This window comes from Streptomyces sp. NPDC002623 (assembly GCF_053592635.1).
Genome location: NZ_JBSFWB010000014.1, coordinates 172,080 through 196,374 on the forward strand (window position 1 = coordinate 172,080; position 24,295 = coordinate 196,374).

The 24,295-nt window shown below is 68.3% G+C and carries 22 protein-coding genes and 3 pseudogenes; 14 read left to right on the top strand and 11 right to left on the bottom strand.

The window, feature by feature from the left end; all coding sequences use genetic code 11:
- The first annotated feature begins 372 nt into the window (after positions 1-372).
- The 4 genes from ACWD4O_RS25555 (at position 373) to ACWD4O_RS25570 (ending at position 3,396) form a co-directional block, all read left to right on the top strand.
- Positions 373-2,328 (top strand): MFS transporter, encoded by a 1,956-nt coding sequence (locus ACWD4O_RS25555; protein WP_451283164.1) that lies wholly within the window; start codon positions 373-375, stop codon positions 2,326-2,328.
- Complete coding sequence (locus tag ACWD4O_RS25560) at positions 2,325-2,717, top strand: DUF2267 domain-containing protein (RefSeq protein ID WP_451283166.1); 393 nt, start codon at positions 2,325-2,327, stop codon at positions 2,715-2,717. The genes ACWD4O_RS25555 and ACWD4O_RS25560 overlap by 4 nt, the downstream gene beginning before the upstream one ends.
- A 68-nt stretch (positions 2,718-2,785) precedes the next feature.
- Positions 2,786-3,181: a DUF2267 domain-containing protein gene (locus tag ACWD4O_RS25565; protein ID WP_451283168.1), complete on the top strand. Its 396-nt coding sequence runs from the start codon at positions 2,786-2,788 to the stop codon at positions 3,179-3,181.
- Positions 3,178-3,396 carry a hypothetical protein gene (locus tag ACWD4O_RS25570; RefSeq protein WP_451283170.1) on the top strand — a complete coding sequence of 73 codons (219 nt, stop codon included), beginning with the start codon at positions 3,178-3,180 and terminating at the stop codon, positions 3,394-3,396. Before ACWD4O_RS25565 ends, ACWD4O_RS25570 begins: the two co-directional genes overlap by 4 nt.
- Before the next feature lie 133 nt (positions 3,397-3,529).
- Here ACWD4O_RS25570 and ACWD4O_RS25575 read toward each other — a convergent pair whose 3' ends face one another.
- From ACWD4O_RS25575 to ACWD4O_RS25585, 3 genes and pseudogenes are all read right to left on the bottom strand, one after another.
- Positions 3,530-4,723, bottom strand: coding sequence for a PP2C family protein-serine/threonine phosphatase (locus tag ACWD4O_RS25575; protein WP_451283172.1), 1,194 nt, complete (start codon positions 4,721-4,723; stop codon positions 3,530-3,532).
- Positions 4,724-4,787: 64 nt separating this feature from the next.
- Positions 4,788-5,012: pseudogene (locus ACWD4O_RS25580) on the bottom strand (ISNCY family transposase); the annotation flags it as partial.
- Positions 5,013-5,134: 122 nt separating this feature from the next.
- A complete protein-coding gene (locus ACWD4O_RS25585; protein WP_451283174.1) occupies positions 5,135-5,584 on the bottom strand; it encodes a DUF1931 family protein in 450 nt (149 codons plus the stop codon).
- An 834-nt stretch (positions 5,585-6,418) separates the two neighbouring features.
- Here ACWD4O_RS25585 and ACWD4O_RS25590 point away from each other — a divergent pair.
- Complete coding sequence (locus ACWD4O_RS25590) at positions 6,419-8,590, top strand: FUSC family protein (RefSeq protein WP_451283176.1); 2,172 nt, start codon at positions 6,419-6,421, stop codon at positions 8,588-8,590.
- Here the strand turns inward: ACWD4O_RS25590 and ACWD4O_RS25595 are convergent.
- On the bottom strand, positions 8,564-9,100 hold the full coding sequence (locus ACWD4O_RS25595) for a phosphate-starvation-inducible PsiE family protein (RefSeq protein ID WP_451283178.1): 537 nt from the start codon (positions 9,098-9,100) through the stop codon (positions 8,564-8,566). The genes ACWD4O_RS25590 and ACWD4O_RS25595 overlap by 27 nt on opposite strands.
- A gap of 137 nt (positions 9,101-9,237) precedes the next feature.
- Between ACWD4O_RS25595 and ACWD4O_RS25600 the strand changes: the two genes are divergently transcribed.
- The 4 genes and pseudogenes from ACWD4O_RS25600 to ACWD4O_RS25615 all read left to right on the top strand — a co-directional run.
- The gene (locus tag ACWD4O_RS25600) at positions 9,238-9,423 is read left to right on the top strand and encodes a hypothetical protein (protein WP_451283180.1); all 186 of its coding nucleotides are present in this window, start codon (positions 9,238-9,240) and stop codon (positions 9,421-9,423) included.
- A gap of 180 nt (positions 9,424-9,603) precedes the next feature.
- Positions 9,604-9,825, top strand: a complete 222-nt coding sequence (locus tag ACWD4O_RS25605; protein WP_451283181.1) for a hypothetical protein — start codon at positions 9,604-9,606, stop codon at positions 9,823-9,825.
- Positions 9,826-10,155: 330 nt separating this feature from the next.
- Positions 10,156-12,462, top strand: a complete 2,307-nt coding sequence (locus ACWD4O_RS25610) for a SpoIIE family protein phosphatase (RefSeq protein WP_451283183.1) — start codon at positions 10,156-10,158, stop codon at positions 12,460-12,462.
- A gap of 102 nt (positions 12,463-12,564) precedes the next feature.
- Positions 12,565-12,873: pseudogene (locus ACWD4O_RS25615) on the top strand (transposase); the annotation flags it as partial.
- A gap of 171 nt (positions 12,874-13,044) precedes the next feature.
- On the opposite strand, the pseudogene ACWD4O_RS25620 reads toward ACWD4O_RS25615, so the two are convergent.
- The 5 genes and pseudogenes from ACWD4O_RS25620 to ACWD4O_RS25640 all read right to left on the bottom strand — a co-directional run.
- Positions 13,045-13,869, bottom strand: a pseudogene (locus tag ACWD4O_RS25620) (transposase); the annotation flags it as partial.
- 449 nt (positions 13,870-14,318) lie between these two features.
- Positions 14,319-14,735, bottom strand: coding sequence for a hypothetical protein (locus ACWD4O_RS25625; protein ID WP_451283184.1), 417 nt, complete (start codon positions 14,733-14,735; stop codon positions 14,319-14,321).
- A 230-nt stretch (positions 14,736-14,965) separates the two neighbouring features.
- Positions 14,966-16,798: a hypothetical protein gene (locus ACWD4O_RS25630; protein WP_451283186.1), complete on the bottom strand. Its 1,833-nt coding sequence runs from the start codon at positions 16,796-16,798 to the stop codon at positions 14,966-14,968.
- Positions 16,791-17,264: an ABC-three component system middle component 2 gene (locus tag ACWD4O_RS25635; protein WP_277725511.1), complete on the bottom strand. Its 474-nt coding sequence runs from the start codon at positions 17,262-17,264 to the stop codon at positions 16,791-16,793. The genes ACWD4O_RS25630 and ACWD4O_RS25635 overlap by 8 nt, the downstream gene beginning before the upstream one ends.
- On the bottom strand, positions 17,261-18,331 hold the full coding sequence (locus ACWD4O_RS25640) for an ABC-three component system protein (protein WP_451283189.1): 1,071 nt from the start codon (positions 18,329-18,331) through the stop codon (positions 17,261-17,263). The genes ACWD4O_RS25635 and ACWD4O_RS25640 overlap by 4 nt, the downstream gene beginning before the upstream one ends.
- Positions 18,332-18,792: 461 nt before the next feature.
- Between ACWD4O_RS25640 and ACWD4O_RS25645 the strand changes: the two genes are divergently transcribed.
- Entirely contained in the window at positions 18,793-19,002 is a 210-nt protein-coding gene (locus ACWD4O_RS25645) for a hypothetical protein (protein ID WP_258311499.1), read from the top strand.
- 13 nt (positions 19,003-19,015) lie between these two features.
- Positions 19,016-19,660 (top strand): hypothetical protein, encoded by a 645-nt coding sequence (locus ACWD4O_RS25650; RefSeq protein WP_451283191.1) that lies wholly within the window; start codon positions 19,016-19,018, stop codon positions 19,658-19,660.
- 55 nt (positions 19,661-19,715) lie between these two features.
- Here the strand turns inward: ACWD4O_RS25650 and ACWD4O_RS25655 are convergent, their stop codons facing one another.
- A complete protein-coding gene (locus tag ACWD4O_RS25655) occupies positions 19,716-20,324 on the bottom strand; it encodes a hypothetical protein (protein ID WP_451283192.1) in 609 nt (202 codons plus the stop codon).
- Between the two features lie 617 nt (positions 20,325-20,941).
- Between ACWD4O_RS25655 and ACWD4O_RS25660 the strand changes: the two genes are divergently transcribed.
- Positions 20,942-21,214 carry a helix-turn-helix transcriptional regulator gene (locus ACWD4O_RS25660; RefSeq protein ID WP_109543078.1) on the top strand — a complete coding sequence of 91 codons (273 nt, stop codon included), beginning with the start codon at positions 20,942-20,944 and terminating at the stop codon, positions 21,212-21,214.
- 161 nt (positions 21,215-21,375) lie between these two features.
- Positions 21,376-22,257, top strand: a complete 882-nt coding sequence (locus ACWD4O_RS25665) for a DUF6083 domain-containing protein (RefSeq protein WP_451283194.1) — start codon at positions 21,376-21,378, stop codon at positions 22,255-22,257.
- A 173-nt stretch (positions 22,258-22,430) separates the two neighbouring features.
- Here ACWD4O_RS25665 and ACWD4O_RS25670 read toward each other — a convergent pair whose 3' ends face one another.
- Positions 22,431-22,808 carry a hypothetical protein gene (locus ACWD4O_RS25670; RefSeq protein ID WP_451283196.1) on the bottom strand — a complete coding sequence of 126 codons (378 nt, stop codon included), beginning with the start codon at positions 22,806-22,808 and terminating at the stop codon, positions 22,431-22,433.
- Between ACWD4O_RS25670 and ACWD4O_RS25675 the strand changes: the two genes are divergently transcribed.
- On the top strand, positions 22,801-24,264 hold the full coding sequence (locus ACWD4O_RS25675) for a UvrD-helicase domain-containing protein (RefSeq protein ID WP_451283197.1): 1,464 nt from the start codon (positions 22,801-22,803) through the stop codon (positions 24,262-24,264). The two genes, ACWD4O_RS25670 and ACWD4O_RS25675, sit on opposite strands and share 8 nt — an antisense overlap.
- Positions 24,265-24,295: the final 31 nt, after the last annotated feature.

Consider the following 24,295-nt stretch of genomic DNA (forward strand, 5'->3'; position numbering starts at 1 on the left):
CATCACGGCGGCGGAGACGCGGCATGAGGCTCCCTACCGGCTTCCTTTCGGCGCCGCAGACGCCAGGCGCGCAGCAGCCGAAGGGGGAGCAGGCCCAGCGGTGCTCGTCGGCCCATGTCCGCCTGGTCCTCGCGGTCGAATGCCCGTGCGTAACGCTCGGCGTCCTGGGCCGTCGGATATCGCTTGCTGCCCTCCGCTCCGCACCCACGCGCGCAGTGCCAGAGCATCGTGTCGCCCTCATGGAGAAAGCGAAAACGGTGTCCCAGAAGGTGGCAGCGCAGCACAGAAGACCACCCTATGCGGACCGTCCCAGTCCGGCCTGTCTGTCCCTCTGCAAGCAACAGCCCGTGGCCCTGAACGAGGAGGCACGGCATGACCACCACAGCCGAGCTCGGCGTCGTCACGACCAAGGTCCCCGCCCGGCTTGACCGGCTCCCGTGGTCCCGATTCCATTGGCGGATCGTCATCGGTCTGGGAACCGTCTGGATTCTGGACGGACTCGAAGTGACGATCGTCGGGGCGGTCGCCGCGCGTATGACCGAGCCGGGCAGCGGCATCAACCTGACCAGCTCCGACATAGGCACTGCCGCCGCCATCTACGTGGCAGGCGCATGTGCGGGCGCTCTGTTGTTCGGGAGGCTCACCGACCGCTACGGGCGCAAGAAGCTGTTCATGCTCACGCTCGGCATCTACATCCTCGCCACCGTCGCGACCGCGTTCGCCCACGACGCCTGGTACCTCTACCTCGCCCGCTTCATCACCGGTATGGGCATCGGCGGAGAGTATGCCGCGATCAACTCGGCCATCGACGAGCTGATTCCGGCCCGCAACCGCGGGCAGGTGGATCTGGCCATCAACGGCAGCTACTGGGTCGGTGCGGCGCTCGGCAGCCTGGTCGCCGTGCTGCTTCTCAACGAGAGTCTGCTGGCAGCCGACCTCGGCTGGCGGCTGGCCTTCGGCCTGGGCGGCATTCTGGGCCTGGGCATCATGCTGGTCCGCCGCCACGTGCCGGAGAGTCCGCGCTGGCTGTTCATCCACGGGCATCAAGCCGAAGCTGAACGCATCGTCGACCGGATCGAGGCCGAGGTGCACCAAGAGACCGGCCGCGAGCTGCCGGAACCGGGCGAGGCGGTCACCGTACGGCAGCGCGACGTCATCCCGTTCACGGAGATCGCCGGCGTGGCTCTGCGGCGGTATCCGCGTCGCGCCGTTCTCGGTCTGGCTCTCTTCGTCGGACAGGCGTTCCTGTACAACGCGATCGTCTTCGACCTGGGCACGATCCTGAACGGCTTCTTCGACATCGGCTCCGGCTCGATCCCCTACTTCCTTGTCCTCTTCGCGATCGCCAACTTCCTCGGACCACTCCTTCTCGGCCGACTGTTCGACACGGTTGGCAGAAAGCCGATGATCGCGGGCACCTACTTCGGCTCGGCGGTCGTGGCAGCCGTCCTCGCCGTTCTGCTGATCAACGGCTCCCTGACGACATGGTCGTTCTTCCTGCTGGTCTCGCTGACCTTCTTCGTGGCGTCCGCGGGAGCGAGCTCGGCCTACCTGACGGTGAGCGAGGTCTTCCCCATGGAGACCCGAGCCCTGTCCATCTCGCTGTTCTTCGCGATCGGCACGGCCGTGGGCGGAATCACCGGCCCGCTGCTGTTCGGCCACTTGATTCACAGTGGCGATGCCGACCTGGTGGCCATCGGCTTCCTCATCGGAGCGGCAGTCATGGCGCTGGGCGGGGTGGCCGAGGTCTTCTTCGGTGTGCGGGCCGAACAACAGTCCCTGGAGAACATCGCCCGGCCACTCACCGCTGAGGAAGCCGAGGCAGCCTGGCGCAACGAGCCCGCGCCGCAGGACGCACGAGACCGCCTCCGGCCCGCGCACGTTCGGCAGGCCGCGCACGAGCGGGAACTGCGGATCGCCGAGCGCACCGCCCGCCGCCGGGAGCGGGAGCGCGCCGGAGCCCGCCGCTACCGCCCGGGCACCGGACCGGGCAGCACCCTGTACTCGCCGGGGATGGCCGGCACCGCGGGCACGGCAAGCCGTACGTCCGCCATGGCCGAACAACGCCTCGACGACGAGATCGAGCAGATCACCCACGCGCTCCAAGAAACCGGCCCGACCAGCCGCGACCGACTCGAACAGGCGGTGGGTGGCCGTTCCTGGGGCCCCGGGCGCTTCCGCCGTGCCCTGCGTGAATCCGTGCGGGAGTCCCGGGCCAAGGGCCTTGCGGACGGCAACTACGCGCCGACGGACGGACCCGCACGGCCAGACAGCCCACCGGGCGACCCCATGACCAGCAGTGACCGGGGCAGAAGGAGGCAGCGATGAAATACGACGGATTCCTCGCCCGTGTACGCGAGCGAGGCGAATACAACGACCAGCACGAAGCCGCAGACGTCACCAAGGCCGTGCTGGAAGTGCTGGCCCAACGGATCAGCCCGGGAGAGGTCAAGGACCTCGCATCCCAGATGCCCGGCCCACTGGGACAGGTTCTGAACCATGCCACGCCGCAGCAGGCAAGGAGCTTCGGGATCGAAGAGTTCTACCGCCGGGTCGCCGAGCGCACCAATGCCCGCCCGCGTACGGCGCAGTGGGACGCCAGCGCGGTCCTGACCACCGTTGCCGACGCCGTCACCGGCGGAGAGCTGAATCAGATCATCAGCCAACTCCCCTCCAGCTACGCGGTCCTGTTCGGCAAGCCCGACCTCGCAGACTGAGCCCATGAGGCGCGCAGAACGAAGGGCCCGCGGAAATGGTTGAGACAGGTTTCTCCTCGTTCGACACCATGGTGGACAAGGCCAATCGGCTCCTCAAGGACGTCGAGGAGGCCTTCGAATGGCCCAAGGAACGGCGCAAGCAGTCGTACGCGGCACTTCGGGCCGTGCTGCACCCGCTCCGGGATCGTCTCCCGGTCGAGACGGCCGTACAGTTCGGCGCCCAGCTGCCGACCATCGTCAGGGGTATCTACTACGACGGCTGGAAGCTGGCTGAGACGCCCGTAAAGATGAGCAACGAGGAGTTCTTCTCGCGGGTCCGGAGCGAATTCCCCTATGCGGTCGAGGGCGGCAGCGAGAAGCTGGTGCGCACCGTACTGAAATCTCTGGAGCGCCATGTGAGCGCCGGCGAATGGCAGCACCTCAAATCCCGGGTGCCGAACTCGTTTGCCGCTCTCCTGCCGTGACCCGGGCTGAGGAGGTCATGAGCGCGGCCCAGCGCGCCGAGCAGGCCTGCGGCGGCCCGGCGTCCCAGCCCCTAGACCGGTTCCAGGCGGATGCCATGGCAGCCGGCTACGAGGCGGTGTATCTGCGGCTGGCCACCACAGCACCCAAGCCTCCGGCAGCATCCGCCGGTAAACAGGGCACCGCTACGGCCAAGGACCTGCCGCCCGTCGCCTGAGCCCTCTGCCTGCGCCGGAATGGCGCTGCAGATGTGCGGTGCCCTACCCGCCGCCTCCCGGAGACTGAGCTGTGCTTGGCATCCACCGTCCACGGAGTACCGGCGCAACGGCTGCACCCTCTGGCTCATGCGGTCACGGACCAGGGGGCTGCCACTCGAACATCAAAATCGTGGCGTCGTCGCTGAGTTCGTTGCGCCGGTGCTCGAGGATGGCATGGATGAGCAGGCGCAGCACTTCCGGGGCGCTCTGCCCTGCTGCTGTCGACCGGATGATGTAGTCGGTGAAGCGCTCCAGTCCGAACTCTTCGCCTTCCTCATTGCGTGACTCCACGACGCCGTCCGAGTAGAGCAGTACCCGGTCACCGGGTTCGAGGCTGGCATCGTGCACCTGACGGGCGGTCCCGGCGAGACTGGCGGGCAGACCCAGAGGAGGCTCAGGTGGCCGTTCCAAGGCCTTATAAAGCAGGCGATGGCGGCGGATGAGCAACGGAGGCGGGTGGCCGCAGTTGCACCATCGCAGCCCTCCGGTGGGCATGTGCAACTGGGTAAAAATACCCGTGCAGAACTCGTCCGGAAGCCACTTCGCCAGCGCCTCGTCCACGGTGCTCACGAGTGTGCCCAGGTCTGCTCCGCTGCGCCGGGCGTTACGGCAGCCCGACATGGCGACAGAGGTGGCAAGCCCGGACGCCAGATTGTGCCCCATGCCGTCAAGGATCGTGGCGTGCAAAACGTCCTCGGTGAACGAGTGGTCGAACGCGTCACCGCCCACTTCGTACGCAGGCTCCAGGACCGCCGTCGAAACGACCCGCCCGGTGCCGATCGACCGGGGAGGAAGGAAAGCCCTCACCATCTCCGTGGGCAGTTCCATCAGTCTGGTCCGCATGCGCTGCGCGATGGTGTCGCTGTAGGTGCGCTTGGATGTGATGATCAGTGCCAGGATCAGCGCCATCGTCCGGCAGCGCCGTAGCTTGATCCCGTCTAGGGTGTCCATGTTCAGTTCGAGGACGCCCAGCCGTTCCGCCCCGTCGGCCAGGGGCAGCCATACGGTCAGCCCGCCGGAGGGACCTTCTTCCACTCGGAGAGAGTCGGTGCGATAGGCCCATCCGGCCAGCGAAGTGTCGAGCTCCAGTTCCGGCTCGCCTTCGACAAGCGGCACCAGCACTCTTTGCTGAATGTCGACCAGATAGATAGCGGCCCTGCCCAGACCCATGGCCTCGGCATACCGGTTCAGGACCACCGGCAGTTCTGCAGGTGATGCCAGCTGGGCTGCTCTGACCAGTTCCTCCAGCAGCCGCTCCCCGGACCCGACGGACATGTTCCTGTCCATGCCTTCGATGATCCCTGGGAGGTCGGGCCGCCACAATCTGAGTTCTCCGACACCCGAGATGTGGGCCGATGAGCCTGGGGTGCTGGGGCTTGCCCTTGCGTGGTCGGGCATCAGGATCGGCTAACGACACCAGCCGGTCGGGGATTGCGCGGATCCCCGCAAGCCGCACAGCGGTCTGCTCCAGCAGCCGGCGGGTGCCCGCCGCGGTCTCGGCCAGCTCACCGACCAGGTGCGTCAGCCGCCCCAAGGGCGGTTTGCCCAGCGCGCGTCGGGCGTTGCGCTCCACCGCAGGACGAGTTCGACGTGGACGAGAGGCCGTACGGCGGGCCAGCGGATCGTTGCGGCAGCCGAGGAAGCAGAGCGCGCTGACGCTGGTTGGCCGTGGCCTGCACCGCCTGGTCCGGTCGCCACTCACAGCAGGAGGTCGAAGACGGCTCGGGCCTCGTCCCAGTGCTGGGTCTGGGGGTTCTTCAGGTCAGGGTGGAGGATCTTGAAGCACTGGGCAAGGGCCAGGCTGAGTCCGCCGATGATGTCCGGATAGGCCGCCTCGGTTTCCTCGTCGGGCATGCGGTCCAGAGCGGGGTGGGTGGCGAGCTGTTCTAGGATCGGCTTGAGTTCTACTTCCTGGTCGATCTTCCGGAAGTGGTGAATGCTCTCCTGCAGGCCTTTCGTGATCGGTAGGTCACAGGTCCGGATGATGTCACGCTCGTTGGCCTTGGCAGTGGCCTGGGCGACGGTCAGCAGATCGTAGAGCTTGGCGTCGACGAAGTCGCTGTAGCGCTTGAGATCGTTCTTGTCGACGTTCAGCCCCGCGGCCGCGCGGAAGAACCTTTCGAACCTGGCGATGGACATCACGGTCATGACGGCACCCTCCGACTGCGGGCGCCGGGGTGGCTCCCGGCCCCCTGGGCTTCCCAGTCAGCCTGGCCGACGGGGCACGGGAACGCATGCGCATGTCGGGACCAATTAGCCTCCCTGTATTACCCTGCCAGGCCCAGCCGTCCGACTTGCCCGGGTAGTCGAACGGGCGTGCGGATCGACAGCAGGGTGAACACCGCCTCGCGGAGCGGCGCCACGTAAAGGGTGACCCCCCAAATGTCGCTGCTGATGGGGCCGAACGCCGCGGTGGCGAACACGCCAGCGAGCGCTCGGGAGAGGCCGGTGATCCCCAGCCAGGGCTGGTTGACACGGACCATCCCGCCTAGCGGCCGCAACCGCCCGCGGACGCCGGCAGGACGTAGCACGGTGCCTCGCTGGTGTACTGGATCCTCCCGGTGGCAGGGGTTACCGGACTCCGGGATCAGCGCTTCGATCACGCCGAGGGCCGCTCCCCTCAGCCGGTGGGCGACGCGTATCAGGCTAGGCATGGGCAGCGACAGCAGCGCGCTATCTCCGGCGGGCCGATCATGGCGATGACGGGGCGGGTGTTGTCCTGGTATGCAGGTCCGTCACCCTTCCTCAGCCGCTTCGCGACCTCAGTCGGCCATCCCGGATCGGCGACGAGGACGACGTCGAGCCGCAGCCGCTGGGTGAACAGGCGGCGCTGGGGGTGTGCTCATCGATCGCCCTGTACGCGAGGGTGCCGGATGGTGGGTGTAGGTCGGCCGGGGTCGCGCCCCCTCGAGCGCGGCGCCGCCAGGAGGTGGCGGCGCGGCTGACGCGACCCGGCAGGGCGTTCCGGCTAGGCTCACACCCGTGACGTGGCTGCGGGCCTTCGGGGAGGTCGTGCGATCCGGGCTCACGATCGAGGACACGCGGCTGGAACCCCTGCTCGCGCTGCGCACGGCTGCTGGGGTGGCCATCGTCATCGGGCCGGCGCTGTGGCTGGTCTCCCCTGCGTATGCCGCGTCCGCCGCCCTCGGCGCCTACTCCGCGGGTGGGGCCACCTTCCAGCGCACCTGGCGTCCACGCAAGGTGATCGCGCTCGGCGCGGGCGCGGGTTTGGCGCTCAGCACCTTCGTGGGCTACCTGGCGGCGGGGCGACTCGTGACGTTCCTCCCACTGCTGGCCGTATGGGCCTTTGCCGCGGGAATGGCGTGGGCCGTCGGATCGACCGCTGGGATCGTCGCAGCGACGACGGTCGGCAGCATGCTGGTGACCATCACCCTGCCCACGAGCGTCGGGCGAGCCCTGGAGCACGCCGGGGTCATCGCGCTCGGGGGCGTGACGCAGGCCGTGCTGATCCTGCTGTTCCCGATCCGCCGTTGGGGGGCACATCGTGACGCGCTCGCCGACGCCTTGGCCGCCGTGGCGGACTACGCCCGCCGGCTACGGCACGATCCGACCGCCCCGTTCGACCCGGAACCGTTGATGACGGCCCGGGACGCGGCCGCCGTGACGCCATCACAGGCCCGAACCCGTCCCCCCGCCCTCCACGGCCCCCGAGGACTCGCCGAGCGCATTCGGCCGGTCGTCGCCGCGCTCGCCGACCCGGACGTCGGCGCCCCGGCGGAGGGACCCGGGCGGGACCGCGCGCGGGAGTTGCTCAACGCGGCCGCCGACGTCCTGGACGCGGCCGCTCGTTCGATCCGCCGCGGCACTCCCGCCGAGGTGCCGCCCCGGAGCACGGACGTCCTGCGCGTCGACAAGGAGCACGAGGTACTGGAGGGGCCCGCCCGGCAGGCCGCCGAGCGGCTCGTGGAACTGCTCGGCGAGGCTTTGGAGATCGCCGGGAGTGGTGGCGCGCGCGGGAAGACGCCCACGCCGCCCCCCGCGGGCGCCCAGTTCCTGGTACGCCCGACAATGTTCCGGCTGGTCCCGGTCGTCCTCCGGGCGGTCCGCCGTGAGCTCCGTCGGGACTCGCCCGTGTTCCGGCACGCCGTCCGCCTGGCGGCAGTGGCCACGCTCGGCTATCTGATCGCCGCCCGGCTCCCCCTGGGCCACGGCTACTGGGCGCCCATCGCCTCGGTGATGGTGATGCGGCCGGACTTCCACCGGACGTACGCGCGTGCGGTGGCCCGCCTCGCCGGGACCCTGGCGGGGGTCGCGCTCGCCACCGGGATAGTGCAGGCCCTGGGACCGGATGCCCATGTGTTCGGCGCGCTGGCGGTGGTCTCGGCGGGCCTGTCGTACACGCTGATCCGTACCGGCTACGCCTACTCCCAATGCTTCACTTCCGCGTACGTCGTCTTCCTGCTCGGCATGGGCGGCCAGGCATGGGAGCAGACGGTCCCGGAGCGGGTAGTGCTCACCCTGCTCGGGGGGGCCCTGGCTATGTTGGCGTACATGGCGTTCCCCGCGTGGGAGACCCCTCGGCTGCCGGACCGGCTTGCGGACTGGCTCGCCGCCAACGGCCGCTACGCGGCCGCGGTGCTCCGCAGCTACGCCGAACCGACCCGGGAGCATCGCGCCGACATGCGCAGGGCACTGCTGGCGAGCAGGGCGGCCCGTGCCGCCTGGCAGGAGGCCTACGACCAGGCAAGGCAGGAACCGGTCCGCCCCAGGGGTCTGACGTCGCGCGAGGCGGAGGAGGCGCAGGAGGCGCTCAAAGGGTTCGGCCGCGCGGCGATGCTCATGGAGAGCCACGTCCCGCGGGCCGACAGCCGTTTCGCCCCCGAAGTGGAGCGGTTCGCCGACGCCCTGGAGGCGGACACCGCGCAGGCGGCAGCCGACGTGCGCGAGCACAGGAATCCGGACTGGGGGCGCATGGAGGAGGCGCTCCACGCGTGGGAGGGCGCCGCCGGGGACCGGAGCCCGGTCGTGCGGCGCGAGGCGGAACTGCAGAAGCGGGCCCTGGAGGACCTCACGACAGCCGTAAGCCACACACCCCTGGAACGGGACGTCGGCTCCGCTCGCGAGGAGCAACGGGTGCGGGCGGCCGCGGCTGCGGAAGATGACGAATCAGGACCCGCGCACCGGGGTGGGTGATGGCTCCGGCGACGGGGAACGCCGCGCCTCCTCGAGCGGGAAGTAGTCTCTCGGCCGTGTCGAGCGCCGCCACACGTACACCGCTGTCGCCATCACGAGGATCAGCCCCGCCAGGACGAGCAGTTCGATCCCCTCGACGTTCCACCGGAAGGACTTCTCCGCCTCGGCCGTCACGATGAGCACCCTGCGGATGCCGGCAATCAGGCCGACGACGAGGAACGGCTCCGCGTCGAGGGTCTGGTTCCTGATGGTGAGGCGGACGGTGTGGAGCAGCTCGGCCACGATGAACAGCACAAGGCCGTTGTCCAGGGCGGAGAGAACGACCGTCTCCTCGCGGTACGGCCCCTGAATCGACCTGATGACGTCGCGGACGACCCCGACGGTCAGAAGCCCCGCGAGCAGTACGAGAAGCGCCGCGACGACGAGGTGGATGCCGTCCTCGATGAGCTGAAGGAGGCCCTGTACCCGGCCGCCCTCGGTCTTCGGGAGAATGGGCCGCACAGTCAGCATGCTACGGGTGGCCCGGCCCGCAGGCGCGGCGTGCTGCCGAACGGGTGGACGAGCAGATCCCTCCCTGTGGTGGCAGCCTGTTGGAAGTGGCGAGGCGCGACATCACCGACACCTACCCGGCGGCAGGACCAGAGTGCATGAGGCAGCCCGACGCGGACACGAACGGCAGGAACCTGCGGTTCGTCCTGGTCGCCGACCCGGGCCTGCCCTCCGAGATGGCCCCGGGACCTCGCCCCCGCCTACCGGAGGATCTGCGCCGCCGCATCTCCAGGGGCATCGGCTGGCAGGCGGACACCGTGACGGCCCCGCCCCCACCCGACTGACCGCACCCGCGTCGGAGCAGGCGACCGTTCCGGCATTGGGTATCCCGCGTACTGCCTGGTCCTGGCAGGGTGATCCTCATGTAGCCGCTGCCCACACCGTGTCCGCCCGGCCTGGTCCCGGACGCTACCGACGTCGACGCCTTCAACGCCGCCTACCGGCGGGCCAAGCAGCAGCACCAGGTGTTCGTCGCCGTCGCGGAGCAGGGCCGGCGGTGGACGGTGAAGGCCGACACACTGACCGCGGGACAGGACCACACCATCGTCGACAGCACGTACCACGCGATCCGCGTGGCCGTCTTCCGTCTCATCCGCTCCCGCCAGATCCGCGCCGACTCCTCAGCCGACCCGGTCTACTTCGTGCTGTACGACGTGGAGAGCGGGTCAGTCTTGGGCGGGAGCTGAGTGAAGCCTGAACAAGAACAACGCGGTCGCCGTGCACATGGCGATTGTTGGACCGTGGCCAAGTGCGGTCGGTGTGTCAGCGTCTCGCGGGTCGAACCCCAAGGCAGCGTCAGGGTGGCAGTGCCTGCACGCCGGCATGCGTCCGGCGTCTCTGGAGTAGGGGAGGGCGGCCTTCGCGGCATCCTCTTCAGGAGGTAGATCAGCCTGCCGCTACAGCTTGAAGCGCCCGGGGCGGGTTGCCGCGGGGCCGCCACGCGCTTGAACTGGTGGAGGAGTGCACTGCGCAGACCGGGGGGATGAACCCGGGGATGAGAGCGGGAGGTGTTTTCGATGCCCGACCGCGACGTGATCATGATGATCGCTGAGGACGGGCGGGTGATCGAGTGGCAGCGTCTTGCGGAGGAGTTGTTCGGATGGTCCGCCGAGGAAGCCGTAGGCCAGTCCGTCGTCGCGCTGATGCGTGAGATCGGCGCTGGAGACCGAGGGCGTCGAGGCAGCCTCTCTGATGGGGCCCCGGTGCTGGTCAGGCCGGTGCTGCACGGCACTTCCGTTGTTTGGCAGGTACGCGCTGCAGCGGACGCCGTTTCACAGCAGGACGTGGCGGTCTTGAAGGCCATGTTCACCCAGTCCCCGGTGGGACTGTACGTCCTGGACAACCAACTGCGCGTGGTCCGCATGAACACCGGCACCCGTTGGCTGCGCGACACGCCAGTGGCAGACCTGCTCGGCAAGCGGTTCACCGAGGCGTTCGAACTCGAAGACCCTGAGGAAGAGCTCGCGGTGGCTCACAGGGTCATGGAGAGCGGAGTGCCGGTACTGAACCGGCTCGTCCGGGCCAGCGAAGCGCCTGGCCTGCACAGACGCCGCATCTACTCCGTCTCCTTCGCCCGCTTGGAGGGCGACCCTGGCGACGTTCTCGGTCTGGTGGCGTCAGCGGTTGACGTTACCGACCGTGAGAACGCGCTGAAACGCCTGGCCCTCTTGGACACGGTCCGCACACGGGTGGGGCAGCGGCTGGACGTGCTGGCTGTGTGCCGAGAACTGGTGGACGCAGTAGTGCCTGCCTTCACTGGCATCGGCGTCGTCGACGTCATCGAAGATGTCGTCCGCGGCGAGGACCCTCCACTGGTCCCCGTCGACCAGGATGTACCCCTACGCCGAACAGCCTTCCGGGGACGGATCTCGGCATACCGGGTGGGAGACGTGCGCCCGCTGCCATCCGGCACCCCCTACTCGCACGTACTTTCCGACCTCCGCCCACGGCTCGTCCCGATCGACGCTGACAGCGCGTGGCTCGCCGCCGACCCAGCCCGAGCGGACGCCATCAGGCGGTCCGATGTCCACTCTCTGATCGTGGCACCGCTGGCGTTGCGGGGTCATGCTCTGGGGGTAGTCAGCTTCTACCGCCACCAGCAAGAAGATCCCTTCGAGGAGGAGGACCTCCAGCTTGCGTCCGACGTGTGCGCGCACGCCGCCCTCTGCATCGACAACGCCCGTCGGTACACCCGTGAGCGGACCATCGCAGCGACTCTCCAGCGCAGGCTTCTGCCCCAGCGCCCAGCCACGCCAAGCTCTGTGGCGGTCTGCCAACTGCACTTTCCAGGGCCGGAGGGTGGCGGCGTATGGTTCGACGTGATCGCGTTGCCCGGCGCACGGACCGCGCTGGTCGTCGGCGACGTCGCTGGGCGAGGCGTCGCAGCGGCGGTCACGATGGGGCTGCTTCGGACGGCGCTCCACTCAATTGCCACGCTGGACCTGGGGCCCGACGAGCTACTGGCCCGGTTGAGCGACACCGCGATCCGTCTCGCAGCTGAACGTGCCGCGTTGCCGCCCGGGGATCCCCTGCACCGTGAGTCGCTCACTGCCAGCTGCGCCATCGCGATCTACGACCCGGTCACTCTCACGTGCGCCCTCGCCCGTGCCGGTCTCCCGGAGCCAGTGGCCGTCTTCCCCGACGGCACTTCGTCCACCTTGGCCGTGCCTCCAGGCCCCCTGCTCGCCGGAACGGGCAACGCCCCGTTTCCCGCGACCACGGTCAGCCTCCGCGAAGGCACCACCCTGGCCATGGCCACCGCGCCACTCGCAGACGAGGTCCTGGCAGGGCCACTGCGCCCGCTCCTGGACCGCGGCAGCAAGCGGAGTCTGCCCGAGCTGCGCGACGACATCGCGCATGCGCTCGCACACGGCCACCGGACCGACGAGAGACTGATGCTGCTCGCGCGTACGAAAGCGCTGCCCCCAGATCGGGTGCTGGCCCTCTCCCTGCCGCCGGGTCCCGAGGCCGCCCCGATCGCCCGTGCGGCTGCCCGGTGCCAACTTGATGCCTGGGGCGTGGACGAGGAGATTGCGTTCACCAATGAGCTCATCGTCAGCGAACTCGTCGGCAACGCGGTCCGCTACGGCGCTCCGCCCCTGCAGCTACGCCTGATCCTTGACGAGATGCTGACCAGCGAGGTCAGCGACGCCTCGAACAGCGCTCCACACGTGAAACACGCCCGCACCATTGATGAGACAGGCCGAGGACTGTTCATCGTCGCCACCCTCGCGGACCAGTGGGGTACCCGCTACTGGGACAAGGGAAAGACCGTCTGGGCAGAGCAGTCAACAGGGAGGACGCCCGAGGAGCCACTGCCCTGAGGGGTGGTTCGTGATTCTTTGAGTGGATCTGCTGTCGCCTGATGGTGGGGCGGCGGGGTGGAATCTGCCGGTCCGCGGGTGTTGATCTGGTGATGTGATCGGGTGAGTGAACGCAAGCCGTATCCGAGTGACTTATCGGACGAGCAGTGGTCGTCGATCGAGCCGGTGATCATCGCGTGGAAGGACCGGCACCGCTCGGTCAGCGGCCACCAGGGCGCCCACGACACGCGGGAGATCGTGAACGCGATCCTCTATCAGGGGCGGACCGGTTGCCAGTGGGCCTACCTCCCGCACGACCTGCCGCAGAAGAGCGCGACCTACTACTACTTCGCCGCCTGGCGGGACGACGGAACCGACCAGGTCACCCATGAACTCCTGCGCTGCCAGGTCCGTGAACGCGCCCGCCGCTTAGCCTCGAAGTTTCGTGACGGTCCGCCGACGGAGTCGGTGGACCGTTTTCGTGCCGTGGGCTAAGGGTGGGGCAGGCTGAGGGCCCGAGTGTCGTCTCGGGGTGGCGCCGGGTTCCACTGCTCCGGTATCGGGCTGCTGTCGTAGGGGCGGGAAAGCTGCTGGTCAGCCGGGGTCGCCGTCCGCCTCGGCGGCCGGCGTCCAGGCCGAGGCGGGAACCTGCAGCACATGCTGGTGGATCGCGTCGGTGACCGTCATGCCGACCGAGTAGGACAGCCACCGGCCTCGCTGGGCGAGCCAGGCGACGAAGTCGTGGGTGCCGCCCGCGGAGTCGGTGCGGATCAGGGTCTGACGTCCGCGCCGGTACTTCTTCGACAGCTGGGCCAGGGCCAGTTGGGCGGCGGTGATGTGGTCGGTGGTGGTGTTCGAGCCCGCGTTCCCGGGCCTGAGCAGGGCTGCCACCGGCTCTCCGATGCCGCCCGGCCCGTGGTCGACGAACCCCATCAGCGGGTGGTGGCCGTAGGCTGCGTCCTCCTTTTCGGAGTGTGCGATCACCAACACCCCGTCGAGATCGACGGTCACCGTCTCGTCGGCATCGGGCGCTTCCCGGTCGGCCAACTGCCAGACATATCGGCGTACTTCGGCCCGTGCGGAACGGATGGCCTGCAGAGCTCGGTCGCCGGAAGAGGCGAGGGTGTCGATCAGGCGGGAGACCGTTGGGTCGGAGGCCACCGGCCCGAACACGGCCGGCTCGGCCCGCATCATGCCGACATCGGCGAGGCAGTCCCCGCCCAGCGCCACCGCCACGTCCAGCAGGATCTTCCCCGGATCGTGGACGGCCCGCGGCTTCCGCCACGGCGTCAGCGCCGCGGATATCGCGGTGCCCAAACTGGCCTTGCGGACGGTCTCGACCAGCAGCACGCCCCCGGCCTGCGAGACCACCGCCCGGCTGCCGCCCTCGATGCGGACACGCGGGTACGACCCGATACGCTTCTTCACCTGGAGAGTGCTTCCTTCCATGCAGCCAACAGGACCCTAGACAAGTCCCATCGTTGCAGGTCAGGAGCACTCTCTGCTTATTTGATCAAGCCTCGGGCAACCCCACCTCGTGAAAGCGCGAGGCTAGAGGCAGTGGACAACCGGCCATCGTCTGAGGCCCGACCGAGTAGGTGAAGGGCTGGTTGGGGGTCCACCATCTGGCACCCCACCCAGCGCCATCTTCTTCCCCCGCTGGGCAAGTTCTGCCCGGCGCCGACCGCGCGGACTGGGGCAGTTCGTCAGATCGCTCGCGAGAAAAGCTTCCCTTTATCCTTTAACATGATTCACCCCGGGTAAAGAAAAGTAGCGAGATTCGGATTCTCGGGGGGACCCGCTCGCGTGGCCTGCTTTCTTGCCGGTAGGGATGATCAGGTCGATCTGCTCGACGACTCGCCCGCCGCCGGGCGCTGTCACACCTCGGAGGCGTACACCTTCGGCGTCCTGCACTTGCCGCCCATCCGCCGCCGGTGCGCAGCGGCGACGTTCCCGACATGCTGCCGTCCGGAGCCGACGTACCTGTCGCCACACGTGTCGCAGCGCCAGTGGTAGACCTCCGAGCGGGGCAGGGCGTCGGGCTCGCGGTTGGACGTGATCGCCTTGAACAGCAACTTCAGCGGGTTCATCGTCGTCGTCTCCTCGTCTGGGCCCAGATCCTTGCCGGGGCCATCAAATCGTTCCGTAGGGGTCCAGCCAAGGTGAGGCCAAAAGCCACCACTGGTTGATCTTGCGGTGTTTAGCAGGCGGTAGCCGACGGCCAGGGCCTCGGAAACGGCGCGCTCGGTGTCCTCGGCGGGGATCTGGTAGACGGCGAAGCCGAGGAGCGTCATCTCGAGGTCCGGTGCTTGAGAGGCCCCGGACCCCGGGCCGCTTCCGTGAGCGTGCCGCTCGGGTGTTCGCCCGTTGCTCTCCGTGCGTGGTGGTCGACAGAAAGCCCGTGACGCCTTCGCGGCGCTGAGGACACCTTGTGCGCCGCCGTTCCACGTCGTGGCCGACCGGTCACCACGGTATCGGCATGCCGGGCCATCCAGCGCTTCACCCCCTGCGGGTTCGATGCGGCTCAGGTCCGGTTGGCCGTGCTGGGACGCGCGGGGAAAAAGCCGGGGCGGGCTCCGCTGCCGCTGAAGGTGAGGATCCGTGCCTGCTCGAGGACGTCTGGGGGCGGTGTCGCGTTCTCGACGACGATGGCCTGGCCGGGGAAAGCCAGGAACGAGCGGTAGAAATGGTCGATCACGTTCGGGGGGATGAGGTCGGCGTCGAAGTCCGGCTCTTTGTACGTCACCAGGGGTGAGTCCAGAACCAGGAAGCCAAGATGCGGGAGTCTGCGGTCCAGGCAGTAGCGAGCCAGGGCGATGGAGAACGCGGCGTGCAGCAGAGCGCGCATGCCGCGGCCGTGGCCGGCGCGCGCCGTTCCGCCAGCACTGACGTCCCCGCTGTAGGGGTCGTAGCCGGCGCCTTCCACGTCGGGGATCCGCCAGGAATCCAGGGTGCGTTGAAAGAGCTCATCGAACGACGACAGGATTCTGCCCGCGATCAGGGATTCCCGCCGCTTGGACGGCAGGGCGCCCTGGGCCACCAGCTGGGAGCGGTGCTCTTCCAGTTCATCGAGCCGGGCCCGCAGTTCCAGGTCGCGTTCGACACGCAGTCGCTCGTCGACAGTGTCCTGCAGCCCGGCACGGAGAGGGGCCAGTCGTGCTTCGATCTGCGCCAGGGCCCGGTCAGCCTCGGCCGCCTGCGTGCTCAGGGCCGTGCGGCGTTCTGCCAGCTCGTCGCGCTGGCCCTCCAACCCTTGAATGGTCAGCCGGAGGTCGGCGAGAAGGGAGTGCGTCTTGGCTGACTCGACGAGCACGGCCTCGTGCAGCTGGGTGGTCTCCTGATGGCCGTGCTGGGCCTGCTGGTGTTCGGGGTCCGCCCCACAGAAGACGCAGCGGCCGACCTGGAAGTAGCCCAGCAGATTGCCCGCCTCGCTGACCATCTCCAGACGAGCCAGGTCTGTCTCATACTGCTGACGCAGGGTGTCGAATCGCCCCAGCAGGTCGAGCACCTCACCTAGGCGTGCCTCCAGCTCGGCGTCCGTCTCGGCCAGGTGTGCGCGGTCGGCGACGACGCGGGCCTGCTGCTCGGACTCGCTGGCCAGCGAGCGGGCCATGTTATTGAGGCTGTCCTCTAACCGGGCCAGCTGATCTCGCAGCTCGTCGGGGGTCTGGTCGCGGGAGAGTTTGGCGTGCAGGTCCAGTGCCAGCGAATCGATCAAGTTGATCTTGCCCCGCTGGACGCGCCGTTGAGCAGCATTGGGGAGTTTGGTCGCCGGGGGCTCGTCCTCTCCGGTCAGCATCAGTTTCATGACCGAGCGGGCGGTGGTCCTGGCCGCGGAGCCGCGGGTGCGCTGCGAGGGTGGATTCGGATCGATCATGTGGGTGTCGGTGACCACGCTGAGGTGGGTCAGGTCGGCAAGCTTGAGCAGTTCGGTGTTGCCGCCCTCGTTGGTGCGAACGTAGGTGTCGTCCAGTCCCAGTTTGCTGAGCAGGTAGTGCGAGATGTCACGGCGGCTACGGATCCTGCGGGCCGAGACGATCGCGTCGGGGGTGGCGTGGGACAGCTCCCTCAGGTCGGCCTGGTGTACGTGAATGCTCTTGCCGCCGGGCTTGCGGACCAGTGTGAGAGGCCTGCCGTCGGGAAGCACCAGGCCGAGCAGGATCTGTCCGTATCCTTCGGCGCGCGGGATCGAGGGACGGACATGACCGCCGAGCATGTAGTCGATGGAGTCGACCAGGAAGGTCTTGCCCGTGTTGGAGGAGCCGTAGATCACGGTGAACTTGGGGTCGAACTCCACGCTGGCCGTCGGCAAGCCCGCACCGGCGTACGTCAGATGGGTCAGGGTGAAGTTAGCCACGCCCGACCCCCAGGTGCTGCATTTCGGTGGTGAATTCGTTGTGCCAGCGGGCCGTGATGTCGCGTGTGGCCGCCACCGCGTCCGTGGTCGACGCGAACTGCTCCACGGCCCACTGCGCGCGCTGACGCAGTTCGCCGACGTACGGGGCCTCCAGGATGCCGACGAAACCCGAGCCGCGCGGGGTCACCCGGTAGACAATCCCGCCCTCGGTCGCCTCGACCGTGGCAAGGCCGGCGCGCAGCAGCACCTCCAGCCCTTCCTGCATCATCTGCCGCTTCATGCCAAGCTCGCCCGGCTGGGCGGGCAGGCGGGGATGAAGACTGGGCGGACCGTCGAACTGGCTGCTGTGCAGCATGGCGTGGTCCAAGACCACCAGCCAGGAGAGGTCCAGTGGGTGAGGATGGCTGCGGGCCAGTAGGACCAACGTACGCATCCCCACTTCGACCGGACTGTTGAGGGGGTTCATCGGCAACCTCCTTTGCACCAGTGCAGCTTGTCGACGTTCGCCAGCTGGTGGCACATGCCCTGACGCTGGCTGTTGCGGAACAGGTGCAGCAGGGGCGACCCGGTGAGGGTCATCTGCCCGGAAGCTTTGAGGACCTGCTGGAGGCGATCCCACCCCGAGGGGTAGTCGATGGCGGCCACCTCGATCAGGTTGGTCAGCACGTCGTCCTGCAGTTCCTCATAGGTGTCCCCCGCGATGCTCTCTCGTGCATACATGCGTAGGGCCTCCGCATCGAAGAACGCCACTCGCTGCCGTCCAAGATGCTCTCCCGAATCGGGGTGCTCGAAGGCGTGTTGCACGGTGGCGATGTCCTCGCCGAACCTCTCCTGGTAAACGTCCAGAAGCTGCTGGAGGTAGCGCGCTTCGTTGACCTGGGGCTCGGGAGGGGGAAGGAGTTTGCGGGGCTTGCCAGTGGGAGGCAGGTTGAAGCGGGAGGCGAACAGGGGCGACTTGCTGTAGACCTCCAGGACCTCGTCCAGGTTCACGGTCCAGAACATCGAGAAGTCCGTGCTCTCCGCCAACGCCCGCACGGCCGCCCGGGTCTGTGGGGACAACGCGGCGACCGGCTTGGTCCGCCCGTCCAGGTACGTGAGAAACCGGTCCTTCAGCGCGGCCGGGGTCAGCACCATGTCCTTGAGCCGGGGATGGATCTTAGGTGCCACGAAGATGTACCTAGCGGGGAGCGTCCGGCTCGTCTCCAGCGTCGCCGCGAACGGTTTGATCATCTCGGGCAGCGCGTCGTCAAGTGTGAGGTCGTCGGTGTAGTGCTTGCACTGATAGCAGTGCCAGGCACCGTTTAACCGCTGCTCGCTCATGAAGGCGACGACGTCGGCGCCGCGGTCGTTGGTCCCGCCCAGGACCTCCACGCCGAGGTAGCCGAACTCGTCCCTGCGCATGCGAACCCACTCGCAGGTGAACTGCTCCCACTGCTCCGGCGTCCAGTAGAAGACCTGCTGCAGGGGTGTCCGGGTGTCGAACTGGTTGTGCGGCACGACCGACGGCGGCGGCACATACTGCGACACGGACACACCGTCCGCGCTCCTCTGGCCACCGCCCTGCGGTAATGCGTCCACTCCTACCCCCCAGTGCGCCGTTTCCCCCAAGTACACGCCGCTGCCCACTTCTACCATCGGAGATCGTCGATGGACAGGGCGCGCGCCTCCACCGGGGCTTGGTGACGGCTCGGCGCCGGGGCGGATGTCCCCGGCAGGATTCGGCCGTCAGCGGCGTACCGATAACGCGAGCCGGTTGGTCGGGTCATCGGGGCGGCCGCGACGGCGCCCGAGCGCACTCAGTTGCTGAACCGACGAAATCCGCAGACGGTGGGACTGACCGTTGATCGGCCAGCACCGCGGGGACCGACACCTACCCGCGTCTCTGACCTGCACGTATGGCGACTTCATGGCCGCGCTCTCGTCGCTGTCAGTGCTCTGCCGTACGGTTCAAGAAGGACCAGCACGTACGAGCGCGAGAAGGAGGGGGATGGACCGTGACAGCGATCGAGGAGCGCCCCACAGACCAGGGTGACGCACGGTATGAGGAATTGTCTTACGACGAGTGGCACGCTGGCGCCCTGGCAGCTCTCGAAGAGCTCGGCCTCACCTACGCCGAACTGAAGGAACAGGCCCGTAACCGCGACTTCTCCTCCGCTCAGGCACACGCCCTGTGGTCACTCATCGGGGGCACTCTTGATCTCTGATGCTCTGCGGTCAATGGCGACCGAGTTCGCAGTGGAGATAGACACCATGCTTAGCCAGACCGTGGCTCGTCACGTTCAGGTCCGGGCACTGGCGATGCAGCACCGCCAGGAACGTACGTTTCTAGTCGCCAGCAACGTGCAGAAAAACCCGATGAAGTCGCAGCGGTTTGAGTTGGACACACCGCCCGGGCGCCCGAACCTGTGGATGGAGGTCAGTTTCCAGCTCCGGTTCGACGAAGAACGTGAGTACCTTGCGGTCCAGCAGTCGTTTGTAGGCGTATTTAAAGACAAAGAGTCCAAGGAGGGTCTTTTCCACTACGACTACGAACGCCGCAAAGGTGACGGATACCCCGACGCACACCTCCAGGTATACGGATCCTCAACCACATGGGAAGAAGTCCTCCCGGGACGCCCCCTACCTAAGCTGCACTTTCCCATGGGCGGCACAAGATTCCGCCCATGCGTCGAAGACATCGTTGAATTCCTCATCGTGGAAGGCATCGTGAACCCGCGACCAGGCTGGAAAGAGCTACTCAACACCAGCCGGGACAAGTTTCAGGCCAATCAATTGAAGGCTGCCATGCGGCGGAATCCGCAACTCGTCGAAGACTTCGTCCGCCGTCACGGCGAGTCCCTGGGCATCAAGGTTACTTACTGATCGCTGCCCCCTCATCAGGTGGATCGAGGTGCGGCGGGAGGACACAGCTCCACGTTCACGCGAACTCACCAGCATCACACCCACGGTCCGTAAGACGCCTCCCGTGAGGCCCCGGGGCAAGCCTCCAGCGCACGTCCCCTGAGTCAGGGCAGATCCCCCACTCCTCTACGGTGCCGGTCGCCGTCAGACGCGTCAGCACGCTATGGAACCCCTGATCGTGCAGGCCGCAGTCACGGATGACCCGGTCGTATTCGCTCAGCCCCTCGCCCGAGGACGGATCGCTGTGCGCCGAGAGGTAGACGCGCAGCAGCCACAGCCGGTGCTCGGTCTGCCCTCTCCGGGCAGGGCGCCCGGTGCGCAGTGCCCAGTCGGCGGCGCACCGCCGGTCGGGGCGGGCGGGTGACTGTGCGAGCAGCGTGGCATCAAGAAGCTTCGCAGCGACCCCGCCGGATCCGGGACCGCTCACCACGTTCAGCCACCGTGCCCTCTCCAACTCGTAGCAGGTCTCACCGGCGTCGATGCGAAGACCGCGCAGCAAGCCTGCAGGGAGTTCGACCTGCATGTGCGCGTTCATACGCAGTGCGCACTGCAGGGCGAGGAGCCTGGCCCCAGGGGAGACGTCCGTGGGCAGGGCCACGGCCAGGTAGCTGAGGATCTCGCCCACGCGGACGCGCTCTCCCGGTCCCCTGGGCCGCCGGCTGCGACGCGGTCGCTCAGAGGACGGGTGGAGCGGTGCGGCCAACACGGTGTCGGGGACGATGGCAGCCTGGGCGGTTGCCGCGGCGCAGGCGCCGCAGGCGTCGGCGAGGCGCCAGATGCGGCCGCCGCGTTCGCAGGCCAGGAGTAGGCGGATGGGCCCGGCGCACCCGCGGTGGCGGCGGTGCCAGCGGCAGCCGCGTTCATGGCACTGGCAGGTCCGCAAGTGAGGCGCGCGGAGATCACCGCGGGCGTGGCGGGCGAGGTGGGCGAGGGCTGCCGAGCGTGCGGACTCCGCGGTGACCCGTCGGGCGTCCTGGGGGCAGTGCTGGCAGACGAGGACGAGCCCGCCGGTCAGACGTCTCAGTTCCACTGTCCAGGTCCGCGGCGCCTGAGGACACACGGTGCGCAGCCTCATGGGCGTGTGTCCCTCCCTTCCTGATCCGGCGCCAGCCCTACCGAGCCGTACGGCGGGGCGGCCGACACCGTAGTGCAGACCCCTGCCCTCCCGCCGGGGAGCCATCAGGAGAAATAGGGCAGGGGTCTGCACTGACAGGGCAGGGGTCTGCACCGTCGGATGGTCGGGTGACGATCTTGCCGCCCGATCCGGACCTCAACGCTCTCCGGTTGGAGCTGGGGCGTCTGCGGGCTGAACGAGGGTGGAGTTACGACGAGCTCGCCGCCCGCAGCGGCCTGGCCAGGCGCACCGTGATCGAGATCGAGCAGGGCCGCACCATCGGCACCCTCAGAACGTGGCACGCCCTCGCACACGCTCTGGACACACCGTTCGACCACCTCTTCGCCACCCTTTGCCACGAGCACGACCTGCCCGGAGCCGACGGCAGCTCCAACATCTGACCTGGGCCGTCCGGCACCGGCGGCGATTCACCCAATCCGGCAACGCCATATCGAATGCGCGAGCAGTCGTTCGCACTGCTGTCCCCTCGTTCTGCTCTGCCCGGGGGACCATCCGGGCCGGGTGCCACCGGTGCGGCGTGTCGGCTGGCAGGTTCGCCCGCATGTGCTCCTCACCTTCTCCTTCTCCACGGCGCTGGGACGGCAGCGGCGCGAGCGCTCCTCGGCGGCGATCCCTGCGCATCACGCCCGACAGCGCCAGCCGACTGCTGCGCTGCGGCCAGACCGCCTCCTGCCGAGCGTGCGGCAATCCGGTCGAGTGGTACCTGCGCGCCGACGACGACCCGGTGCAGTTGCATCCGCACGAAGTGCCCGCGACCCGGGTGCCGGAGTCCTGCCGCTGGCACGTCAGCCGTGGCATCGCCCATCCCGCAGGCGACGGGAGCAGCTGGTGCCGGCTGGCGCACGCACTGCTGTGCCCCGGCCACCCGGCGCCGCCTGCCGCGCCGCAGCTGTCCGGGCTGCGCCGGTCTCTCGCCCTACGCACACGTCGTCTGCTCGACGCCGGAGTCCTCGCTCCGCCAGCCGCGCCGGCCAGCAGTCCGCCGCCGGACCAGGCCGTCTGCCGACCGGCCCGGCCTGTCGTACAGCTGCTGTTCGTCCGTTACCTGGCCTCCCGCCCCGTCGACGAAATCCAGTGCGTCGCCCAGACGCTGCGCCGTAGCCGCTGCACCGCCAAGGTTCTCGGCCACAGTGCTCTGCACGGTGTGTGGGCCCTGTTGCCAGTGAGCGCCCACCGAGGCCAGCTCGCGCTGCCATCGGATGTCATGGCCGTGTACAGCCTGTCCGCACTGCCCTATCAGGAACAACTGCGGTGGCGTGCCCAGCGGTGTGACCAGCATGCCGCCGCCCCTGCGGCGGGTGACCTCGCCGTTGCGGACTGGGAGCCCTTCGATCCGCTCCGACACCACGAACACATCCACACCCGCCTGCCCTCGCACGGACGCCGTCCCGGCGGCCCCGCTCCACGGCAGGCCCAGTCGTGACACATCAGTACGCCGTCGAGATCGCCCTGACCCGGCCCGCCACCACCCGGGAGCTTCACCGGGCCCGCCGTTGCGTGGCATTCGCCGCAAACGCAGACCGCACGCGGTTGATGACCGTAAAGAGCGCCAAGAGCCCGGGCCGCGCCTTGCACCGGATGCGGCGTCGGCTGGACTCAGTCCTGCCGATCGACGTGCTCAGCACGCACTACCCCGACCGCCACGGTCGCGTCCTGCTCAACGTCGTCCTCAGCCTCCGCGCCCACACGCAGATCCGACAGGAGGCGGCCGCCAGCGGTGCGCACGCCGGGGAGGTCATGCGCGAGCGGATCGCTGCCCGCCTTGCGCGAGAGCAGCGCGAACGGCATCAGCGTCTCGAGTCGCAGCTGCGCCGCCTGCTTACCCACCACACCTCGGAAGAAGGCCTTGCCTGCGCCGCAGGCCGTCTTCTCGAGGCGCGTCCGCCCGGCTGAACCAACCGTCGTTTCCCGGCATCCGCATGACCAGCTGCCGTCGGTCGGCCATTCCCATCCCCCGGAGTCCTTGTTGCACACTCCCACCCCCGAACAGGTTCATGCTGCGGACACCTTCCGCTCCGGCCAACACCTCGCGCTGCAGGCCGGAGCCGGAACAGGGAAGACCAGCACGCTGTGCCTGCTCGCCGCCAGCACCAAACGCCGAGGCCGCTACCTGGCTTTCAACAAGGACATCGCGCGCGACGCCGCGGCCCGCTTCCCGTCCACGGTGCAGTGCCGCACCGCCCACGCCACCGCCTTCGCCGCACTCGGCCACCGCTACGCCGACCGGCTCAACAGCCCCCGTCAGCCAGCCTGGAAGACCGGCCAGGCCCTCGGCATCCTGCGCCCCCTGCGGATCGCCGATCACGAGATCAGCCAGAGAACCCTGTCCCACAACGTGCTGCGCACCGTCACCCGCTTCTGCCACTCCGCCGACGCCGCTCTGACATGCCACCACGTGCCCCGCGTGCGGGGCCTCGACCGACCCGCCGACCACCGACAGTTCGCCGAACTCGTGCTCCCCTTCGCGGCCAAGGCGTGGGCAGACCTGCAACGCCCGGACCACGGCGTCGTCCGCTTCGAGCACGACCACTACCTAAAGATGTGGGCGCTGACCGGCCCGAAGATCGAAGCCGACTTCCTCTTCCTCGACGAGGCCCAGGACACCAACCCGGTGCTGGAACAGGTATTCATCGCCCAGCGAGGACACGCCCAGCTCGTCATGGTCGGCGACTCGGCGCAGGCCATCTACGGCTGGCGGGGCGCAACCGACGTGATGACCGGCTTCGACGCCGAACAGCTGACCCTCACCCGCTCGTTCCGGTTTGGGCCGCAGATCGCCGACGAGGCCAACCGGTGGCTCGCACTCGCCGACGCCCCCATCCGCCTGACGGGGACCACCAGCATTCCCGCTGAGGTGAGCAGCGTCGAGCACCCCGACGCGGTGCTGTGCCGAACCAACATCGGCGCGATGACGGAGGTCATGCACTTGCTCGGCGAAGGACGCCGCGTCGCCCTCACACGCGGAGGCCAGCAGTTGGCACAACTCGCTCTCGCTGCCCGTGATCTGAAGGAAGGACGCCGCACTCACCACCCCGAACTCGTGCTGTTCGCGTCCTGGGGCGACCTGCAGGACTACACCGCTTATGATCCGGCCGGCCGCGACCTGCAGCCCTTCGTCGACCTCGTCGACACCCACGGCCCCGACGCCATCCTCGCCGCTGTGTCGCAACTCGCCGAGGAGACCCACGCCGACGTCACCGTCTCCACCGCCCACAAGGCCAAAGGCCGCGAATGGCCGGCGGTGAGGATCGGCAAGGACTTTCCCCAGCCGAAGGACACCGATCCCGGCGCTCCGGCAGCCAGCCAGCCCCCTGAAGTGAGCGATTTGGACGCCCGTCTCGCCTACGTCGCCGTCACTCGTGCCCGCAATCGACTCGACCTCGGCGGCCTGGCATGGACTGCATCCGCCCAGCAGGTAGAAGGCGGATGATCCCACATAGAGACCGACTGACAGCGCGGTG